The 16,574-nt window shown below is 69.5% G+C and carries 12 protein-coding genes; 6 read left to right on the forward strand and 6 right to left on the reverse strand.

Annotation, left to right across the window (positions count from 1 at the left end; genetic code table 11):
• Positions 1-16: 16 nt before the first annotated feature.
• Entirely contained in the window at positions 17-3,412 is a 3,396-nt protein-coding gene (locus tag POL67_RS42760; RefSeq protein WP_271926921.1) for an AgmX/PglI C-terminal domain-containing protein, read from the reverse strand.
• Between the two features lie 134 nt (positions 3,413-3,546).
• Between POL67_RS42760 and POL67_RS42765 the strand changes: the two genes are divergently transcribed.
• From POL67_RS42765 to POL67_RS42775, 3 genes are read left to right on the forward strand one after another with little or no spacing between them, the layout of a single operon-like run.
• Positions 3,547-4,872 carry a serine/threonine-protein kinase gene (locus POL67_RS42765; protein WP_271926922.1) on the forward strand — a complete coding sequence of 442 codons (1,326 nt, stop codon included), beginning with the start codon at positions 3,547-3,549 and terminating at the stop codon, positions 4,870-4,872.
• Complete coding sequence (locus POL67_RS42770; RefSeq protein WP_271926923.1) at positions 4,869-6,341, forward strand: sigma 54-interacting transcriptional regulator; 1,473 nt, start codon at positions 4,869-4,871, stop codon at positions 6,339-6,341. The genes POL67_RS42765 and POL67_RS42770 overlap by 4 nt, the downstream gene beginning before the upstream one ends.
• A 35-nt stretch (positions 6,342-6,376) precedes the next feature.
• A complete protein-coding gene (locus tag POL67_RS42775) occupies positions 6,377-7,240 on the forward strand; it encodes an SDR family oxidoreductase (protein ID WP_271926924.1) in 864 nt (287 codons plus the stop codon).
• Here POL67_RS42775 and POL67_RS42780 read toward each other — a convergent pair.
• Positions 7,234-8,469 carry a citrate synthase gene (locus POL67_RS42780; RefSeq protein WP_271926925.1) on the reverse strand — a complete coding sequence of 412 codons (1,236 nt, stop codon included), beginning with the start codon at positions 8,467-8,469 and terminating at the stop codon, positions 7,234-7,236. The two genes, POL67_RS42775 and POL67_RS42780, sit on opposite strands and share 7 nt — an antisense overlap.
• Positions 8,470-8,645: 176 nt before the next feature.
• Entirely contained in the window at positions 8,646-9,239 is a 594-nt protein-coding gene (locus tag POL67_RS42785) for an RNA polymerase sigma factor (protein WP_271926927.1), read from the reverse strand.
• A 313-nt stretch (positions 9,240-9,552) separates the two neighbouring features.
• Between POL67_RS42785 and POL67_RS42790 the strand changes: the two genes are divergently transcribed.
• Together POL67_RS42790 and POL67_RS42795 are read left to right on the forward strand one after the other, a co-directional pair.
• Complete coding sequence (locus tag POL67_RS42790; RefSeq protein ID WP_271926928.1) at positions 9,553-9,921, forward strand: alpha-helical endospore appendage domain-containing protein; 369 nt, start codon at positions 9,553-9,555, stop codon at positions 9,919-9,921.
• Positions 9,922-9,999: 78 nt separating this feature from the next.
• Positions 10,000-10,314 carry a hypothetical protein gene (locus POL67_RS42795; RefSeq protein WP_271926930.1) on the forward strand — a complete coding sequence of 105 codons (315 nt, stop codon included), beginning with the start codon at positions 10,000-10,002 and terminating at the stop codon, positions 10,312-10,314.
• Here the strand turns inward: POL67_RS42795 and POL67_RS42800 are convergent.
• On the reverse strand, positions 10,308-11,420 hold the full coding sequence (locus POL67_RS42800) for a hypothetical protein (RefSeq protein ID WP_271926932.1): 1,113 nt from the start codon (positions 11,418-11,420) through the stop codon (positions 10,308-10,310). The two genes, POL67_RS42795 and POL67_RS42800, sit on opposite strands and share 7 nt — an antisense overlap.
• A gap of 206 nt (positions 11,421-11,626) precedes the next feature.
• On the opposite strand from POL67_RS42800, the gene POL67_RS42805 reads away from it, so the two are divergent.
• Positions 11,627-12,094, forward strand: a complete 468-nt coding sequence (locus POL67_RS42805; protein ID WP_271926934.1) for a hypothetical protein — start codon at positions 11,627-11,629, stop codon at positions 12,092-12,094.
• 1 nt (position 12,095) lies between these two features.
• Here the strand turns inward: POL67_RS42805 and POL67_RS42810 are convergent, their stop codons facing one another.
• Both POL67_RS42810 and POL67_RS42815 read right to left on the reverse strand, forming a co-directional pair.
• Complete coding sequence (locus POL67_RS42810; protein ID WP_271926936.1) at positions 12,096-14,594, reverse strand: neutral/alkaline non-lysosomal ceramidase N-terminal domain-containing protein; 2,499 nt, start codon at positions 14,592-14,594, stop codon at positions 12,096-12,098.
• A gap of 168 nt (positions 14,595-14,762) precedes the next feature.
• Entirely contained in the window at positions 14,763-16,460 is a 1,698-nt protein-coding gene (locus tag POL67_RS42815) for a tetratricopeptide repeat protein (protein WP_271926938.1), read from the reverse strand.
• Between the last annotated feature and the right edge of the window lie 114 nt (positions 16,461-16,574).

Below are 16,574 nucleotides of genomic sequence, written 5' to 3' on the forward strand. Positions count from 1 at the left end.
CCTTTTCAGCGATCCTTCACTCGTCGATCGAAATCACCGCCGCCGTCCGCGCGCCCTTCCCGCCTCGCACCTCGAACGTCCTGGTCGTGCTGTCCAGACGAACCACGAGCTCTCCCTTCGCGGCGGGCAGGCCCCCGGTCACGAGGACGCGATACGTGCCGCTCGACGCGGACGCCGCAATCCACGACGCGCCTGAGCCGCCCGTCCCCGGCACGATCGGCGTGGTGATGCGGCCCGCGGGGTCGATCAAGACGACCCGAGGACAACCCTCCACGCCCGCGGCGCACGTGAGCTTCGCCGAGATTCGTTCGCCCCAGGTCGCCGCTGCCTCGTAGCCCAGCGTCTCGCCCTTTTCGAGGGCTTCCCGCAAGGATAGGAGGCGCTCGCTCGGTTTTTTCTGGGCCGCGAGGGTCGCGAGCACGGCCTCTCGCTCGCCGAGCACGCGGGCGCGGCAGCGGAGCGCCTCGTACGTGGCATCCAGGTCGCGCGGGAGCAGCTCGGCGTACGAGCGGAAATGCGCGCAGGCACGGCGCTCGTCGCCGGACGCTTCAAAGGCCCGAGCCGCGCGCCTGTGGGCCGTCGCATTCGACGGGTCGAGCTCGACCTGGGTATCGAGCGCGACGAGCGCGGTGTCGTCCTCGGCGAGCGCCGCCGCGGCCTCGGCGTAGAGCTCGTGCGCGCGAGCGCGGTCGGGATCGAGCTCGACGTATTTCGAGGCCTCGCGGAGCGCCTCCTCGAATCGACCCCGCACGAGCAGGCCCGTGACCCACGCCTCCCGCGCCCGACGGCTCTCCGGCGCCTCCAGGGAAACCTTTGCGAGTTTTTCGAGCGTGTCCTTCCCGGCGCTGCGCCAGGCCTCGTCCCCTTTGCCGATCCAGGACGCGACGCCCCAATCTTGCGAGCGGGAAAAGAAGGGCCTCGAGGTCGTGTTGCCGTCGGCGGGCGAAAACATGATCGGATAGGTCACGGTCACGACGCCGCCCTCCGGCTCGGGGAACGAGAGACCCCGGAAGCCGCTGAGCACGCAGCTCACGACCTCCGCATTCGGGAGATCACTGCCGCCATTGCCCACGCTCACGACCGAGCCGTTGCGACCGATGACGAAGCGGGCGACGACGCGCCCCGTCAGGTTCGGGTTCGACTTGAGGCCCTGCTCGTAGCAGAAGCGGAATCGCCCGAAGTTCTGCCGCACGATGCGCTGGATGACCGCGGGCGGCAAGCGGCCGCTCACGGTCGTCGCGCCCATGCGGAGGGTCGGCGCTGCGCGTGGTCGGCCCGCGCCGCTCCCCATGCCAATGCCGTCGCGGAGGGTTCCGAGCCTCCCATGGCCCGTGCCAAACCCTTGCCCCGTCCCGCCTCCGCCCTCGCCGACCCCGGACAAACCAAGGCCACCGGCGCCGAACGAATCGCCGATCGGATCGCTCAGTGGCCTGCCGAGGTGCCCGTGGCCCGTCTCGACCTCGGACGTGAGGCCGGATTTGCCCTGCGTGCGGGGAATGCCGAATGCGGCGAACATGCGGTCGTTCTCCAGGACGAGCAGCGACGTCAGGCGGCTCTGCACGTGGTATTGCTGGGAGAGCGCAAGGGTCTCCTTGGCCGCGTCGTCGTCCGCCCGCCGGCCGAGCTCGCTGATGCGCTCCGTGGCCCAGCGCCGCGCGACGACCTTGCGATCGGCGCCCGGCGCCGCGGTGAACGACAGCGCTCGAGCCTCCAGGTTGTGCATGCCATCGAATTCGCCCGAAAGCTCCACGGTGGCGCTCTCCGCCGAGGGTGCCCCGGCCAGACGGCCCACGAGGACGATTTCCTCCCCGGCGCGCAACGCCGGGAGCTTGCGCGGGAAGACATCGACGAAGCCCGCAGGCAACGTGATGCGCGCATTCGTGAGGAGCGGGGCATCGAGTCCCTTCGCGAGCACGAGCGCGCGCTGTGCGAGGGAGCCGCTGCCCGCCGCGAGCCGCTCGTAGGAGGCGGAGAGCTCCTCGGCGAGGCCGCCGAGGACCAGCTCGTCAATGGAGGGACCCGCGCCCATGAAGCGCAGCTCGGCCTGTTTGTCCGAGAGGACCGGGCGAACCCGCGCGGCCATCGAATCGACCTTGAGTTCGCCCGCGGAAGGCGCGCCGTCGCCGAGATACACGACCTGCCCGCGGCCCTGCGTCTCGATCCGCGAAATCGCGGCGACGAGGGCCTCGGCGAGATCCGAGGCGCCCTGCGGCGCGCGCTCGTGCAAGAATCGTCCGGCCTCGGCGAGAGACGCGTCGCTCTTCGCAGAGAGGCCACGCTCGGGGTAGGAGACACAAGCGCTGTCGCAAAGAAGGACGGCGAACCGCTCGCCTTCACGCAATCGGCGGAGCATGGTCTCGGCGACCGTGACCTCAGCGGCGAGGCCCTCCCGCGTGATGCCGTGGCTCGCGTCGAGGACGAACACCTTTTCGCTACGCGGCGGGGCGGCGCTGGCCTCGGGCGCCGTCGGGATCGGGACGCGTACCGCGAAAAACCCACGATCGTCGCCGCTGCCCTCAACCGCGACGGGCAGGATCTCCGCTTGCGGGCGAGGGAATTCGAGGATGAAATCCGCATTGGGGACGAACGATTCAGCTTGAAAATCGGCTTCGAGGTGGCCCGCCTCGGTGCGGAGCGACGCCGCGTGCCCGAGGACCTTCGCCTCGGCCGCCCCGCCGCCCGCGTCCTCGACCGTGACGTGCACGCGGAACGAATCCATCCGCACCGCACGATCCTCTCCGAGCGAAAGCGGATACGTGTACCGCGCCACGCCCTTCGTCACGGGCAGGACCTCGTCATACGCGAGGATCACCTTGCGGCTGCCGCGCGCCGGCATCGGAAAGATCTTCAAGGAGAAGGAGCTGTTCTGCGTCCATTCGAGCAGCGCCGGGTCGCGCGGGCGCACCGTATCGTCGACGATGCCCTGGAAAATGCGGGCCGCGCGCTGCCGCTCGACCATCTCGCCCTCGACGAGCTCGTCGCCCACCCATAACGCGAGTCGCGACAGGCTCGCGTCAGGCGGCAGCGGGAAGACGTACCGGCCTTCGAGAACCGTCGGCGTGTCGTTCGCGAGCTCTTCCTCGATCTCGGTGCGGGCGAATCCATCACGAATGGTCACGCGCACGGAATGCGCCCGCAAACGGACGCCGGGGACGACAATATTCGTGCCCGGGAGGCGTCCCGTGATCGTGCCAAAGCCGCGCGGGGAGGCGAGGTCCGTGGGCGTCGTCTCGTCCTCGATGAATTCCTCCTCGCGGATGCCGGAGGCTGTTTCGAGAATGGCGGGGGCGCCGCGGGTGGCGGCAGGAGGCGTCTTTTCGCCGTCGACCTCGTCGGGCGCCGCGAGGCATCCGGAGAGGCCCGCGAAGAGCACGAGGGTGTGGGCCGCGACGAGAGGACGAAGACGACGCATGAGGACCTTCCTCGGGCCGAATCGCGCCAGCGGAGCGGCCCTGTGTGCCGGATGTGGACGCCGCGGAAGGCGGAAGGTTCCCGGATCCCGCGCGAAGGTGTCCGCCGGGGGCCGTTCTCGGCTACCCTCCGCCCGTGCCCGCGCCGTTCGTGCCCGAGCTCTTCGGCGACTTCCTCCTCGTGCAGCTCCTCGCGCGGCGGGCGATGTCGGACGTGCTCGTCGCCGTCCGGCTCGGCGACCGGAGCGGCCAGACGTTCGTGCTGAAACGGCCCGTGCTGGGCGAACGCGCCTCGGGCCGCGCCGCGCAGGCCATTCAGCGCGAGGGCGAGGTGCTCGCGGAGGTGCGCGCCTCGGCGCTGCCCGCGCTCGCGGCGCACGGCGAGCTCGCGGGGCTGCCGTACGTGGCCATCGAGCACGTGCGCGGCGCGCCGCTCGACGAGCTCGTCGCGGGCGCGGAGCCGATGCCGGAAGGCGCGGTGCGCGCCGTGGCGCTCGACGTGGCGCGGGCGCTCGCGGCCCTGCACGCGAAGGGCTGGGTGCACGGCGACCTCGCCGCCTCGAACGTGATGATCGACGAGACCGGCGAGGCGAAGCTCGTCGACCTCGGCCTCGCGAGGCGCGCGGGCGAGGCGCGCCCCGAAGTCGCGGGGACGCCGGGGTATCTGGCCCCGGAGGCGGCGCTGCCCGGCGAGGCGAGCGCCACGAGCGACGTTTACGGATGGGCCGTGGTGGTGGCCGAGTGCGCCCTCGGGAGGCGCATCTTCCCCGAGGACGACCTCGCGTCGGCCGGAGCGCGCGGGGAGCCACCGCGGGCGCTCGCCGCGTGGGAGGCGCGCGTGCCGGGGCTTTCGGCGGCGCTCGCGCGGGACGCCTCGCGCAGGCCCACAAGCGCGTCGATTGTGGAGGGCCTCGAGGCGCTCGCGCTCGATCGGGAAGCGCTCGCCGCGCGCGTGGCGGCGCACCGCGCGTGCCCCCCCGAGGAACGGACGTCGCTCGTCCGGCTGCCGGCGGCCGAGGCGCGAGGTTCGTCCGAAAAGCTCCCTCCGCCCGCGCTGCCCGTGCCTGCGGCCGAACCTGCGGCCGAACCTACGCCCCGCCCTGCGCCGCCGCCGCGACGCTCCACCAGCGTGTATCTGGCCGTGGCGCTCGGCGCGGTGCTGCTCTTCGCGATGGGGCAATTCTCGGCGCGTCTGCCACCGCGCAACCCGCGCGGCTCCATCTCGGTCGCCGGGGTCGTGCCGCCGCGCGCGCACGTCGAGGTCGACGGCGAGAAGGTGGCTTTGCCCGCAGACGGAAGGCTGGAGCTCAGGAGCGGTGAGCACACGGTCGCCGTCGTGCTACCGAAGGGCACGCGGCGCGAGTACACGTTCCGCGTGCGCCCGAACGAACACGTGGTGCTCGTAGCCCCGAAGAAGGGCGCGACCAAGGACGACGAGGAAGCGGAGGTGCGCGAGCCATGAGCGACGGCGAGAGCAGGACGAGGTTGCTCGGCAGCGCCCCGAGCGGTTCGGGAGGGCGGCGGCCCGTGACCGAGGTCATCGACGCGACGAGCGGCCCCTCGGTGCGCCGGATCCGCAAGCTGCGCGTGGTCGTGGTCGACGCGCCCGACGGGCGTGACCAGGGCGCCGCGCACGTCTTCGCGCAGGACGAGGTGCGCGTGGGAAGTAGCCCCGACGTCGACGTGACCTTGCGCGACCCGGCCGTCTCACGCGAGCACCTCGCCGTGCGCCTCGGGCCCCACGGCTTCTCGCTCACGGATTTCGGCTCGACGAACGGCACGTTCGTGGGCGACCTGCGCATCGAGCGCGTGGCCATCACGGACGACACGCTCGTGCGCCTCGGCAACAGCGTGCTGCGCCTCGAACCGCTCGCCGAGACCGTCGAGCAGGAGATTAGCCCGCGCGCGCGGTTCGGCCGCATGCTCGGCGCGAGCCCCGCGATGCGCGAGATGTTCGCGCTCCTCGAGCGTGTCGCCGCGAGTGATCTCACGGTGCTGCTCGAAGGCGAGACCGGCACGGGCAAGGAGCTCGCCGCCGAGGGGCTGCACGAGGCGAGCGGGCGCGCGGGCGCGTTCGTCGCGGTGAACTGCGGGGCGATCCCGCGGGAGCTCCTGGAGAGCGAGCTCTTCGGGCACGAGAAGGGCGCGTTCACGGGCGCGGTGCGCGAGCGGCCAGGCGCGTTCGTGGCGGCGGACCGAGGGACGATTTTCCTCGACGAGGTCGGCGAGCTGCCGCTCGACATGCAGGCGAAGCTGCTCCGCGCGCTCGAGCGGCGCGAGGTCAAGGCCGTGGGCTCGGATCGATCACGCTCGGTCGACGTGCGCATCGTGGCGGCGACGAACCGGTCGCTCGCGCGCGAGGTGCAAGCGGGGCGGTTCCGGCAGGATCTGTACTATCGCCTCGCGGTGGTGATCGTGCGGGTGCCGCCGCTGCGGACGCGGATCGAGGACCTCCGGCTGCTCGTGGATCACATCCAGGACGAGCTCGCGCGGCGACGCGCGGCGTCAGGGCTGCCGCCGTGCGCGCGGCTCGACGAGACGGCGATCGCGATGCTTTACCGCTACGATTTCCCGGGCAACGTGCGGGAGCTGCGCAACATCGTGGAGCGCTGGGCCGTGCTCGGCGCCTTCGCCGCGCCGGGCGAGCCCGCCGTGAGCCCGCGGGCCGAGGAGCGAAAGGCCGAGGTCCCGCCGAACCCCGAGGCGCCCAAGGAGACGGCGCACGCGAGCGGGGTCGAGGCGAATCTCCTGAAGTTGCCCTACCACGAGGCGAAGGACGCCTGGGTCGAGCGCTTCGAGCGGGCCTACGTGGAGGCGATCCTCGCGCAGTCCGGCGGCAACGTGTCGCGGGCGGCGCGCGAGGCGGGCGTGGATCGGCGGCATCTGCAGCGATTGATGGCGAGGTTCGGGATCCGCGCGACGAGCGAGTGAGACGCGCGGTATCCTCCGGATCGAGGGGGTTTCCCATGAGTCCACCGCGTGTTCTCCTCGCCGGCGCGACCGGCGCCGTCGGCTCCGAGGTCCTGCGATTGCTCCGCGAGCGTGGCCATTTCGTGCGCACGTTCTCCCGGAACGCAAAAAACGCCGAAAAAATCCGCCCGCTCGCGAGCGAGGTCGTCCTCGGGGATGCGACGCGCGCGGATTCGCTCAACGAGGCCCTCGCGGGGATCAACGTCGTCGTGTCGTGCCTCGGCGCGAACGTCGCGCTGGGGACGGCCGAGCGGCGCTCCTTTCGCGACGTGGATCTCGTCGCCCACGAAAACCTCCTCGCAGCGGCGCGGCGCGCCTCGGCTACGCGTTTCGTGTACCTCTCGGCCCACCCTGGCCCTGGCTACGATCACACGCGGTACATGCGCGCGCACCTCGACACGGAGGACATGCTCCGCGCGTCGGGCCTCTCGTGCACGTTCGTCCGGCCAACCGGCATTTATTCGGCGCTCGGCGATCTGATCGACATGGCCCGGTGGGGGGTGGGGTCCGTCGCGGGAGACGGAACGGCAAAAGCAAACCCGGTGCATCCGGTCTGCGTCGCTGAGGTGATGGCGTCCGTGACCGAGGACGGGCCCGAAATCGTCACCGTGGGGGGCCCGGAGATCATGACCCGCGAGGAGATCATGCGGCTCGCGTTCGAGGTCGTGGGAAAAGAGCCACGAATCATGCACGTGCCGCCGGGCGTGTTCCGGTTTGGGAGCGCCATGCTGCGGCTGCTGCACCCGCGCCTCTCCGATATGCTCGAATTCGTCGCGGCCGTCACGACCTCGGATTCGGTGGCCGAAGCGCGAGGGACGCGCCCGCTCCGGCCGTGGTTCGAGGCGCTCGCGCGTCAGTAACGATTTTCGGCTTCGAGGACGTGTGCGACGAGCCCGGCCACGCGGCCGACGGTGAGGATCGCAGCCGGCGCGCCCGAGGGCAATCCGAGCGCCGCGGCGAGGGCGACGAGCCCCACTTCGAGGCCGGGCTCCCCGAACATGCGGGCGGACTCGACGAGGGCGATGGCGCGCTGGACCCGTCGATCCGCGGGCGCAAACGAGGACGCGGCGTCGAGCAGAATCGCCGCGCGAGGATCCGCCCCGGCAAGACGGCCGAAGCCGGGAATGGGCTTCCCGTGGTCGAGGCGATCGGCCACGAATTCCCTGACCTTCGCGGTCGTCTCGAGGGACTCGATCCAATCCGCGAGTTCTGCGCATACCCCGGCGTGCTCGCCCCCCGAAAGCGCCTCCACGCCCGCGAGCACGCAGGCCGCGAGGCTGCCGCCCGCATGCGCGGTGGCGCGCGCGGCGAGCGCGGGCGGCTCGACGGCATGATCGGCGGCGAGCGAGAGCGCTCGATCGAGCAGCGCCACGCGCCTCGAAGCGCTGGAATCCACTTCGGATGGAAGCCACGCAATGGCGAGGCTCTCGGCGAGGGACGGCGCGCGTGCGGCCGCGAGGGCGCGCGTGGCCCCGCGGCAGGTGGCGGGCAATGCGGCGACCAGCCGGAGCAGCGCGCGCGCCTCGACGAGGTTCGCTTGCGGGTACGTGGTGGCTTTGCCGTGCCGGTGCAGCGACCAGAAGAGGAGGCCGAGGCGCACCACATCGAGGGGCGCCGAAGGCAAGGAGAGAAGCGCGAGCGCGTCGCATGTCCGGCGCAGGATGGAAAGGACGTCGCGCCAATCCTCGTCGGACGAGGTCCACGACGAGCCGCGCACCTCGCTCGAGGGGAGCCTCCCGGTCCAGAGGAGCTCGGCCACGGCCTCGAACGAAATGCCCTCGCGCACGAGCGCGCCGACGGCGTACCCTCGATACCGTGGTCCCTCGGGGGACATCTGCGTGATGAACGTCCGGGACGAGCTCCGCTCCACATCGGAATCGGGCCCGGACCGGCCGGCGTGCGCCTCGCTCCGCGCTTTCAATCGCTCGACGTCCTCGCGCAGGTAATACCTGCCGCGCCCTCCGGGGCACGGGACGCTGCGCAAAAGGCCTCGGCTCACGTACGTGTAGAGTGTCGATCGCTTGACGGAAAGAAACGTCACGGCCTCGTTCGCCGTGAGGTATCCAGGACCCGGCGTGGTCGTCGTCATTACGCCCCCCGACTGTACAAGTGTATAGAAGTGCCGACCAAGGTATCACCAAGCCGAGGCCCGTTGTTCGCGGGAATCGAGGTAAAATAGGTCGGATAATGTCATATCCGGCCCGGGCTGTATAAAGCATATCAGGCCCGGGCCGTATAAAGTATATCCGGCCCGGGCCGTATGCATCAACGGGTGGAGAGACGGCTCTCCACCCTGCGCGTGATTCCGCGGGTCCTCGCCTCGTCGACGTGCGTCGAGAGCTCGTGGCGTAAACGGGTTCGCGCGTCCTGGATACGTTTTCGTACGGTCTCGGGCGAGAGCGAGAGCTCGCCGGCGATGTCCTCGTAAGGTTCTTCCTCGACGAGACGGAGCTTCGCGGTCTCGGCGAGCCCAGGCGGCAGGCCGTCGATGGCCCTCCTTACGAGCACGTCGAGCTCGCGCCGCATCTGCTCGGCCTCCGGGGACTCCACGTGCGCCGATTCGAGCCCGCCTTCCACGGTCATCCGCTCGATCGCCCTCCTTTTGATCGCGCGCTCCCGGTGGATGTCGACACAAGCGTTCCGCGCGAGCCGGGTGAGCCAGGCGCGTACATTCGATATCTCGCCGCTGCTGCGCGTGAGCTCCTCCATGGCGAGCACGGCGACCGTGCCGAGCGCGTCGCGCGCGGCCTCGGGATCCCTCCCTGTCCAGCGAAAGCAGAGCTTCCGGAGCTGCGGCTCGGATTGCGACCAAGCCTCTTGAAAAGAGGCACGCGTGAAGCTCTGGTTCTCCCCCTCCATGAGCATCCTCCATTCGACGCGACGCGCCAGTCGAGCGCGTGCAGGTAAGTGAATATTGCCCGATGATTCGACGGAGGCGTGGCCCCGTCAATATCGATTCGCCAATCGACACGGGAATCGTCAAGGCCGCGCGATCGCGTCCGTCCGCGTCGGACACCGATAGCGGCCGAGGAAAAACAACGCGCTGGCGTCGATTCTCTGCTCACGAAAACGACACCTCGTTCGTCATTGCTAGTGACCGCGGCGATAAACGAAACGGTTCATAGGGAGCCGGACACCGCGGGTCATTGCATATACGAACAGGAGAACTACCATGAGCCAGGTCACCATCCCCGAGTTCCCCAACCTCCCCGACTTCAATCCGGAAGACGTCGCGTCCCTCGTCCTCATCTCGATCGCGATGGAGGAAATGGGTCTCTCGCACATCCTCAACGCCGAGGGTGAGAAGATCCAGTGGATCCTCGGCACGCTCGGCGAGGGCAGCACCCCGGCGCCGGCTGAGGTCACGGTGGAGGACGTCCTCGATATCAACCAGTCGGTTCGGGACACGCTCGAGGCGGTCGTCGCCAAGAACCTCCTCCTCCACATGAAGGCCGGGAGGGTGGTCCGCTTCTTCGAGGCCGCCACGGAAGCGGCCGGCGTCGCGCCTGCGAAGCCTGCTCCGGCGCCTGCGCAGCCGTGAACGAGCCGAAGGCGCGCGCCGCGGCAACCCAGGCGGGGGGCCGCGGCGCGCGCCATCACCTCGGGAAGGGAGGGCGCGATGACCGGGGAGGAACACGACTGGTTCAAGGAGATCATCGCCAGCCGATGCGAGTGGATCCAGCGGCGCCTGGATTTGGTCGACCGTATCATCGAGCTCGAATACACGGTGGTCACGCACATCTCGGAGAAATGGCCGAACCAAGCCACGCTGGCGGGTCGCTCGGCGATGCAGGTCCTCGTGACGGCGTCGACGTATCGGTTGATGCTCGAGCTCTGGCGAGAGAACCTCGAATCGCTCCTCGAGCCCGAAAACTTTCGCTGGAAGACGGACCCGCCGCCATCCGGATGGCCTTACGAGCAACTCGATCAGTAATCGACCTCGTACCAGCCTCCCTGGGCACCCGTCGCGCCGCTCTTCGATTCGAGCCCCTGCACGAAGAGTTTGCCATTCTCCAGAAGGACGGGGTTCCGATACACGATGCTGTTGTCGCGCGCATTCAGGAGCACCGGGCGAGTCTTGCGGGTCGCGAGGTCGAACAGGAAGAGCCCATCCCGCCCGATGTACGCGACGTCGTCGCCGTTCCGGGCGCCGCCCTGGGAGTATTCGTGGATCGCGTTGTACGTGCTGTTGAGCTCGTACCCCGAGGCAGCGATCTCCGCCTCGATGCCCCGGTTTTTCCGGGTATCGTTCGCGTAGAAAAACGGATCCGTGGCCGAGAGGTAAAACACGCCTTTTTGGTCCCATTGCGCGGCCGTGGCCTCGGTCTCGTTCTCGAGCCAGGTGGCCTTCTTCGCGGCGATGTCGAGGCTCCAGACGCGGCCGCTCTCGATGAGGATCGCGGTATTGCCCTCGACGCCGAAATCCCAGAATTCGCCGACGCTCATGCCCGCCTCTTCCAGGCTGAAGAGCGTTTCGGGCTGCGCCGCGCCCACGGTCCAGCGCAGAAGCATGTTCGTCGCGCCGCTCTCCACGATGTACACCTGATTGCCGTCCGGCGCATAAGCATACCAGCGGATACCTCCGCCCGGCGAGGGCAAGCCGAGCGTGCCGAGGACCTTTTCAGGCTGATTGATGTCATACGCGTTGTACTCGATGCCCCCGCCGCCCAGGCTGGCCGTGACGACGATCGAATCGCTGGCGCGCCAGTTCCAGGTGTTCGAGTTGCCGACCCCGAACATGTAATCGACGCGCGCGCCGGAGACCGTATCCAGGCTGTGCAGCGAAGCGTCGAAGGTGGGAAACGTGAGCCAGAAGAGGCGATTGCCCACGGCGGCCGCCTCGGTGGCGCTCTTGCCCATGGCCTCCGTGCGGTTCTTTTCGAGCTCCGCTTGCAGGGACTCGTATTCCTCGATGTTGTGCTGGACGAGCGCGTCGCCCGTGAGCTCCTCCTCGCCGCCGCCGAAGATGCCGCAGCCGCCGACGCCAAACGCGAGGAGGCCAACGAGCACCGTTCGTTCGAGCCTGAAGCATCGTTGCATGGGGATCCGTCCTTTCTCCGCCAGCGTACCCGATCCGCCCCGGTGCGCGCGATGCGCCGCAGCGGGCGCGCGATTCCGCAGGTGCGGCGTCCGCTCCGCAGGCCTAGATCCCGTAAAAGCAGCGAAATCAAAGGCCCGCGCGCCTGGCACGCCGCGTGCTTTTCCTCCGCTCGAACCACGGCAATCGCCCGTAAAGGAGCCCCGCCATGTCGACCCTTCGTACCTTCGTCCGCCCCCTCGCGCTCGCCCTCGCTTTCGCCTTCGCCGCTGCCCCGCTCGCCGCCTCCGCCGAGGAGAAGGGCAAGGCGCCGAAGGTCGAGAAGGTCGACAAGAAGAAGCACGGCAAGGGCGAGTTCCCCATGGATTCGACCCGCTTCGACGAGAAGGTCGAGGCGAAGATCAAGCACGCGCGTGAGCAAATGGAGTCGCTCCTCGCCGCGCATCCGCTGCCGGAGCCGATGAAGGCGCAGATTCGCAAGGACTTCGAGGCCGGCGCCGCCGCAATCCGCGCCGCCGCAAAAGAGGCCGGCAAGGACGGCAAGGTGACGCGCGACGAGGCGAAGGACGTGAAGAAGCTCGCGAGGGACCTGAAGAAGACCGCGCACGAGAAGTACGGCAAGGAGGCGCGGCGCGACGGGAAGAAGCGCGAGAGGCGCGAGAAGCGCGCGAGCTAGGTCAAGGAACGCTCAGCGTGCCGCCATTGCCCGCCACGTCGCGAATCTCGACCGACTTCGCGTCCTGCGCCTCCTGCATCGTGAGCGGCACGCTGGCCTTGCCCTCGGCGTCGGGGTCGACCTCGATCACCTTCGTCTGGTTGTTCGCGAACGTCACCGTCACCGTCCAGGGGCCGAGCAGCGGCACGCCCGTATCGCTCGGCCCCACACGCAAAGCACGAAGCCCCGGCGCCGTTCCGAGGTTCGCCACGAGGTCGATCGACGAGGCGCCCCGCGTCGCGGTCGACGCAGGCGAGAGCGGCGCGGCGACGACTTCGAACGGCGGGCTCGTGATCTCGTAGGTCGTCTCCCCGGACGCCGCGAGCGCCTTGCCCTTCACGCGGAAGCGGTATTTCCCGAGCGGGAGCGAGAACGGCAGCATGGGCTTCTGCGCGGAGTAGAGGTCCGGCGGGACGGGCTGCCACGTCGCCGTGTAGACGTGGTGCTCCGGCGCCTCGGCGTTCACCGGGTCGGGTGAGTACGTCGTGACAATCGCGCCCTCGTACGACGTGGCCGGTCGGCCCTTCACGTCCGCGAGCGGCTGGTACATGCCGAGCGCGGCCTCGCGCTCGATGAACACCACGGGCATGTCGACGGCCGGATCGCCGCCGTACCAGGCAAAGCGCGCGGCGCCGACGGCACGCGGCACCTCCGCGGCCGAGACCTCCGCCGTGACCGTGTCGGGCCAGAAAAGCGCAGGCGACGCAGACGCGGAGGTGCCGTGATCGGTGGTCTCGAGCCTCGTGAACGGCGCCTCGTCGGGGTATTTCCAGGCGGCAAAGCGCGAGCTGCCCACCTCGGGATCCTCGATTTCGGGCGTCCAGGCGAGCTTCGCCGCTTCGAGCACGCCGGCGAGGATCTGCTCGCCTTCGAGCGGGCCCCATACGTTGATGCTGGGCTCGTAGCCGCCGGCGAGCCAATCCTCGCCCGTGAGGATGTATCCGACGTGATCGTCGGCATACCCGATGAGCAACGTCCGATCCGGCCCCGCGGGCGAGAGGCTCCGTAGGTATGCCGCCCAGGGCGCGACGGGCTCGCCAGGCGCGGTGACCACGAGGTAATCGCCGGTCGGCGTGCCGGAGATACGAAGGGCCGCGGCCGTCGTGCGGACGGAGTCGCAGAGCGGCAAGGGCATCTCGGTGTCCACGTCGAAGATGCCGAAGATGATGCTGCCGCCCTTGGCGATTTCGAGGCATGAGCCATAGACCGGCATGCTGATCGCGCCCGGGAGCCCGGCGATCGCGCCCAAGCCGGTCTGCTCGCCGCAGAGGCCCGCGCCGGCGTAGGTGTTGAACTCGTCGATGGGGCTCTTGACCTTGCCATTCTCGTCGAGGAGGACGCCGTCGGGCACGTACTCCTCCACGTTCGGATCGTACGGCGCGTAGCGGAGCTCGGTGCCGTCGGGGCGCTTCACCACGCCCTCGCGGCCGATGTAATAGCTCCGCGTGACGATCTCGAGCGCGGCCTTGTCGCCGGTCTGGACGCCGCCGATGATGGGTGCGATGAGCTCGGTCGCGCGTGCGCCGAGCGTCTCCAGGCGCGGAATGTCGAGGCAACGGAGCGAGTCGGGGCAGGCGTTGCGGCCCTCGTGGCCCGCGGGCGAGACGTCGCCGGCCGCGCCCTGCACGTGCATGACGGGATAGCCGAGCTCGGCGCTCAGCGCGCGCGCGATGGCGCCGGGGGCGTCGGTCGAGACGAGCGGATTGTCGCCGCCGCCGATCGTGCCGTGGATGGGGAAATCGACGAGGGCCGCGAGGGGCGCGCCGTCGGCCTTGTCGACACGCAGGACCCAGAGCGTCGGGTCCTTCCCCTTGCCCGCGTCGTTGCCGTCGGGCCCGGGGATCATGTTGTTTTCGCCGCGCCGGTCGCGGTTGACCTCGTCGTTCGGGTCAAAGTCCTTCTCGACCGTGACGCCGATCTTCGCGGGGGCGAGGCCGTCGAGCGCCTGCTTCACGGCGTCGGCCATGGCGGCGATGGCGCGCTCGGCGAGCGCGGATTTGGGGCGATCGACGCCGGGCATGAGGATGAAGCTCGGCTGGTAGCCGGCCCAGGCGGCGTGGCTGTGCGAGGCGGTCATGATGATGCGGCCGCGCATGGAGCCGTCGGAGGCGACCTTCGATTCGAGCTCGAAGAGCGTGTTCTCGTTGAGGAGCGGCGCGTCGACGCGCACGACGACCACGCGCTCGCCGCCGGCTTCGAGGGCGAGGGCCTCGGCACGCGGCGCGTCGTGGATGCCCACGGTGGGCACGAGGCTCTTGCCGAAGCGCCGAGGCCGGTCGTCGACGGGCTTGGCGCCGCCGAGGCCGATGGCGCGGGACGCGTAGCCGCCCACGGGCGTGCCGATGGGCATGGGCAGGACGGCGGCGCCGTAGCCGGCCTTGACGTCCGTTGGGGCATTCGCCGGTTTGGACGGGCGCTCCGGCGGGGTTTCGAACTGGCAATGGGCCAGCGGGTCGACCACGGTCGGGGGGGGTTCCGGAATCTTCTTGTCCTCGTCCCCGCAGGCAACAAAGGTCGCCCCGAGCAACCCGAGGGCGATCCAACGAGCGTCTTCTTACGTATTTTCGTCACCGAAGGCCTCCTCGCGGGCGAGGATAGCCGAAGCGGCGGACGAGGCGGGAGAGACGTTTCAGAACCGAGAAGCTTCGAGCCGGATGTCCGCGCGGGCGAAGGCGATCGCGAATCGGCGCCGGACCTCCGCGGCCTCGGACGCCTTGCCCTGGCGTTCGAGCGCCTGGGCGAGGCCGAAGAGCGAAAACCCGTTCTCCGGCAGGGTCGCGAGGTCCTCGCGATAGACACGCTCGGCGTCCGCGGCCCTGCGCGCGCGAAGCAGGACGGCGCCGAGGATCTGCCGCGTCGGGTGGTGCCAGTCCGACGGATCCATGTAACGGAGCAGGTCTTCGAGCACCACCGCGAATTGGAGCTCACGGATGGCCGTGTCGAGATCCCCTCGATCCGCCGCGAGCTCACCGCGCGCAACCGCGAGGGCCACACCGAGCACGGAGCTCGGCGTGTTCACGACCGACACGGTCGTGCGGGTGAGCGCGGGCTCCGCCGCAATTTTTTCGAGCGCGGCGAGCTCACGATCCGCGGCCGCCGCGTCGCCGCGCCGGGAGTATGCAATGGATCGAGCGTAATGGTACACGCCGCGGGAGTAAGCGCGATCCTCGGGTGGCGCCTCCTCGTGCAGGATCTCTTGCCACCGACCGAAACGAACCAGGGCATAAAGAGGTGTGATCTGGAAATGCTCGATCATCGTGGTCATGGTGCCGCCGTGGCCGTGCGCGGCGTGGCCGAGGAGCCTCGGGATCGAGCGCGCCACGCGCAGCGCCTCAGCGGACCTGCCTTCGAGCGTGGCCGCGGCCCACAGGAAATGCACGTTGTGCATCCGGTACATGATCAGGTACATGTTCGAGGGATCGGCGAGGGGCGCGTATTTGTCGTCGGCGGCGACGGCGCGCTCGTTCACGACGGCGGCGTCGTGATAACGGCCGAGGCGAACGTAGATGTGCGACGGCATGTGCACGAGGTGCCCGGCGCCGGGCACGAGGTCCGCGAGCCGGACGGCCGCATCGAGCGCGCGCGCGGGGTTCGGCGATGACTCGATCACGTGAATATAGAAATGGTTTGCCCCGGGGTGGTTCGGAGCGAGTTTCATCGCGCGCTCCAGCGCGGACATGACCTCCTCGGTATTCGCCCGCGGCAACCCGCGCTCCCAATAATACCAGGGGCTCAGGTCCATGAGCGCCTCTGCATAGAGCGAAAGAATGTCCACATCGTCCGGGAAGCGCCCGGCGACCTTCTTCATGGCCTCGGCATAGGCGATATCGAGCGCGCTGCGATCAGCCACGGGGGCAGGCGCGTATCGGAGCGCGAGGGCCTCGATGAGCTCGCGCTCGGGCCCCGTGACGTGGGTCGCGCTCGCGAGCGCGCGTGCGCGCTGGATGTGCACATACGCGCGCGGGACGGCGTCGTTGCTCATCGGGGCGTTGATGTTCGGGCCGAGCACGAGCGCGGCGCCCCAGAAACACATCGCGCAACGGGGATCGAGGCGCGCGGCTTCCAGGAATGATCGCTCCGCCTCGGCGTGGTTGAAAGCATAAGCCAGCGTGAGGCCCTGGTTGAAATAACGCTGCGCGGCGGGAACGCCGGTGGTGATGGGGCGATGCAGGGATCCCATCCCTTCGAGCAGCGGCGCCCGCGCGGGCGCGGGCGGGCTCGTGATCGCGCCGGCCTCGTCGCTCCACGCGGCGTGCGGGGCGAGGGAGGACGAAGCGCCGAGCAAACCGAAAAGAACGAAGAGCGCCTTCCGCGATGAGATTCGCATTTTCACCCTCCCCGGCCGGCCCCTGTCGGGGGCAGGTTCGAAGGCAATGGGGCGGACGTGGCGGACGGCAAGCCCTCCACCCTCTTGACGCCCGGTTGCGGCGGGGGCACTGGT

The sequence above is a fragment of the Polyangium mundeleinium genome, from assembly GCF_028369105.1.
GTDB classification, from domain to species: domain Bacteria; phylum Myxococcota_A; class Polyangia; order Polyangiales; family Polyangiaceae; genus Polyangium; species Polyangium mundeleinium.

Coding starts and splice junctions, on each gene's coding strand:
- POL67_RS42760 (WP_271926921.1), bottom strand. CDS start 3,412: ATGCGTCGTCTTCGTCCTCTCGTCGCGGCCCACACCCTCGTGCTCTTC.
- POL67_RS42790 (WP_271926928.1), top strand. CDS start 9,553: ATGAGCCAGGTCACCATCCCCGAGTTCCCCAACCTCCCCGACTTCAAT.
- POL67_RS42780 (WP_271926925.1), bottom strand. CDS start 8,469: ATGACGACGACCACGCCGGGTCCTGGATACCTCACGGCGAACGAGGCC.
- POL67_RS42775 (WP_271926924.1), top strand. CDS start 6,377: ATGAGTCCACCGCGTGTTCTCCTCGCCGGCGCGACCGGCGCCGTCGGC.
- POL67_RS42795 (WP_271926930.1), top strand. CDS start 10,000: ATGACCGGGGAGGAACACGACTGGTTCAAGGAGATCATCGCCAGCCGA.
- POL67_RS42770 (WP_271926923.1), top strand. CDS start 4,869: ATGAGCGACGGCGAGAGCAGGACGAGGTTGCTCGGCAGCGCCCCGAGC.
- POL67_RS42805 (WP_271926934.1), top strand. CDS start 11,627: ATGTCGACCCTTCGTACCTTCGTCCGCCCCCTCGCGCTCGCCCTCGCT.
- POL67_RS42800 (WP_271926932.1), bottom strand. CDS start 11,420: ATGCAACGATGCTTCAGGCTCGAACGAACGGTGCTCGTTGGCCTCCTC.
- POL67_RS42815 (WP_271926938.1), bottom strand. CDS start 16,460: ATGCGAATCTCATCGCGGAAGGCGCTCTTCGTTCTTTTCGGTTTGCTC.
- POL67_RS42785 (WP_271926927.1), bottom strand. CDS start 9,239: ATGGAGGGGGAGAACCAGAGCTTCACGCGTGCCTCTTTTCAAGAGGCT.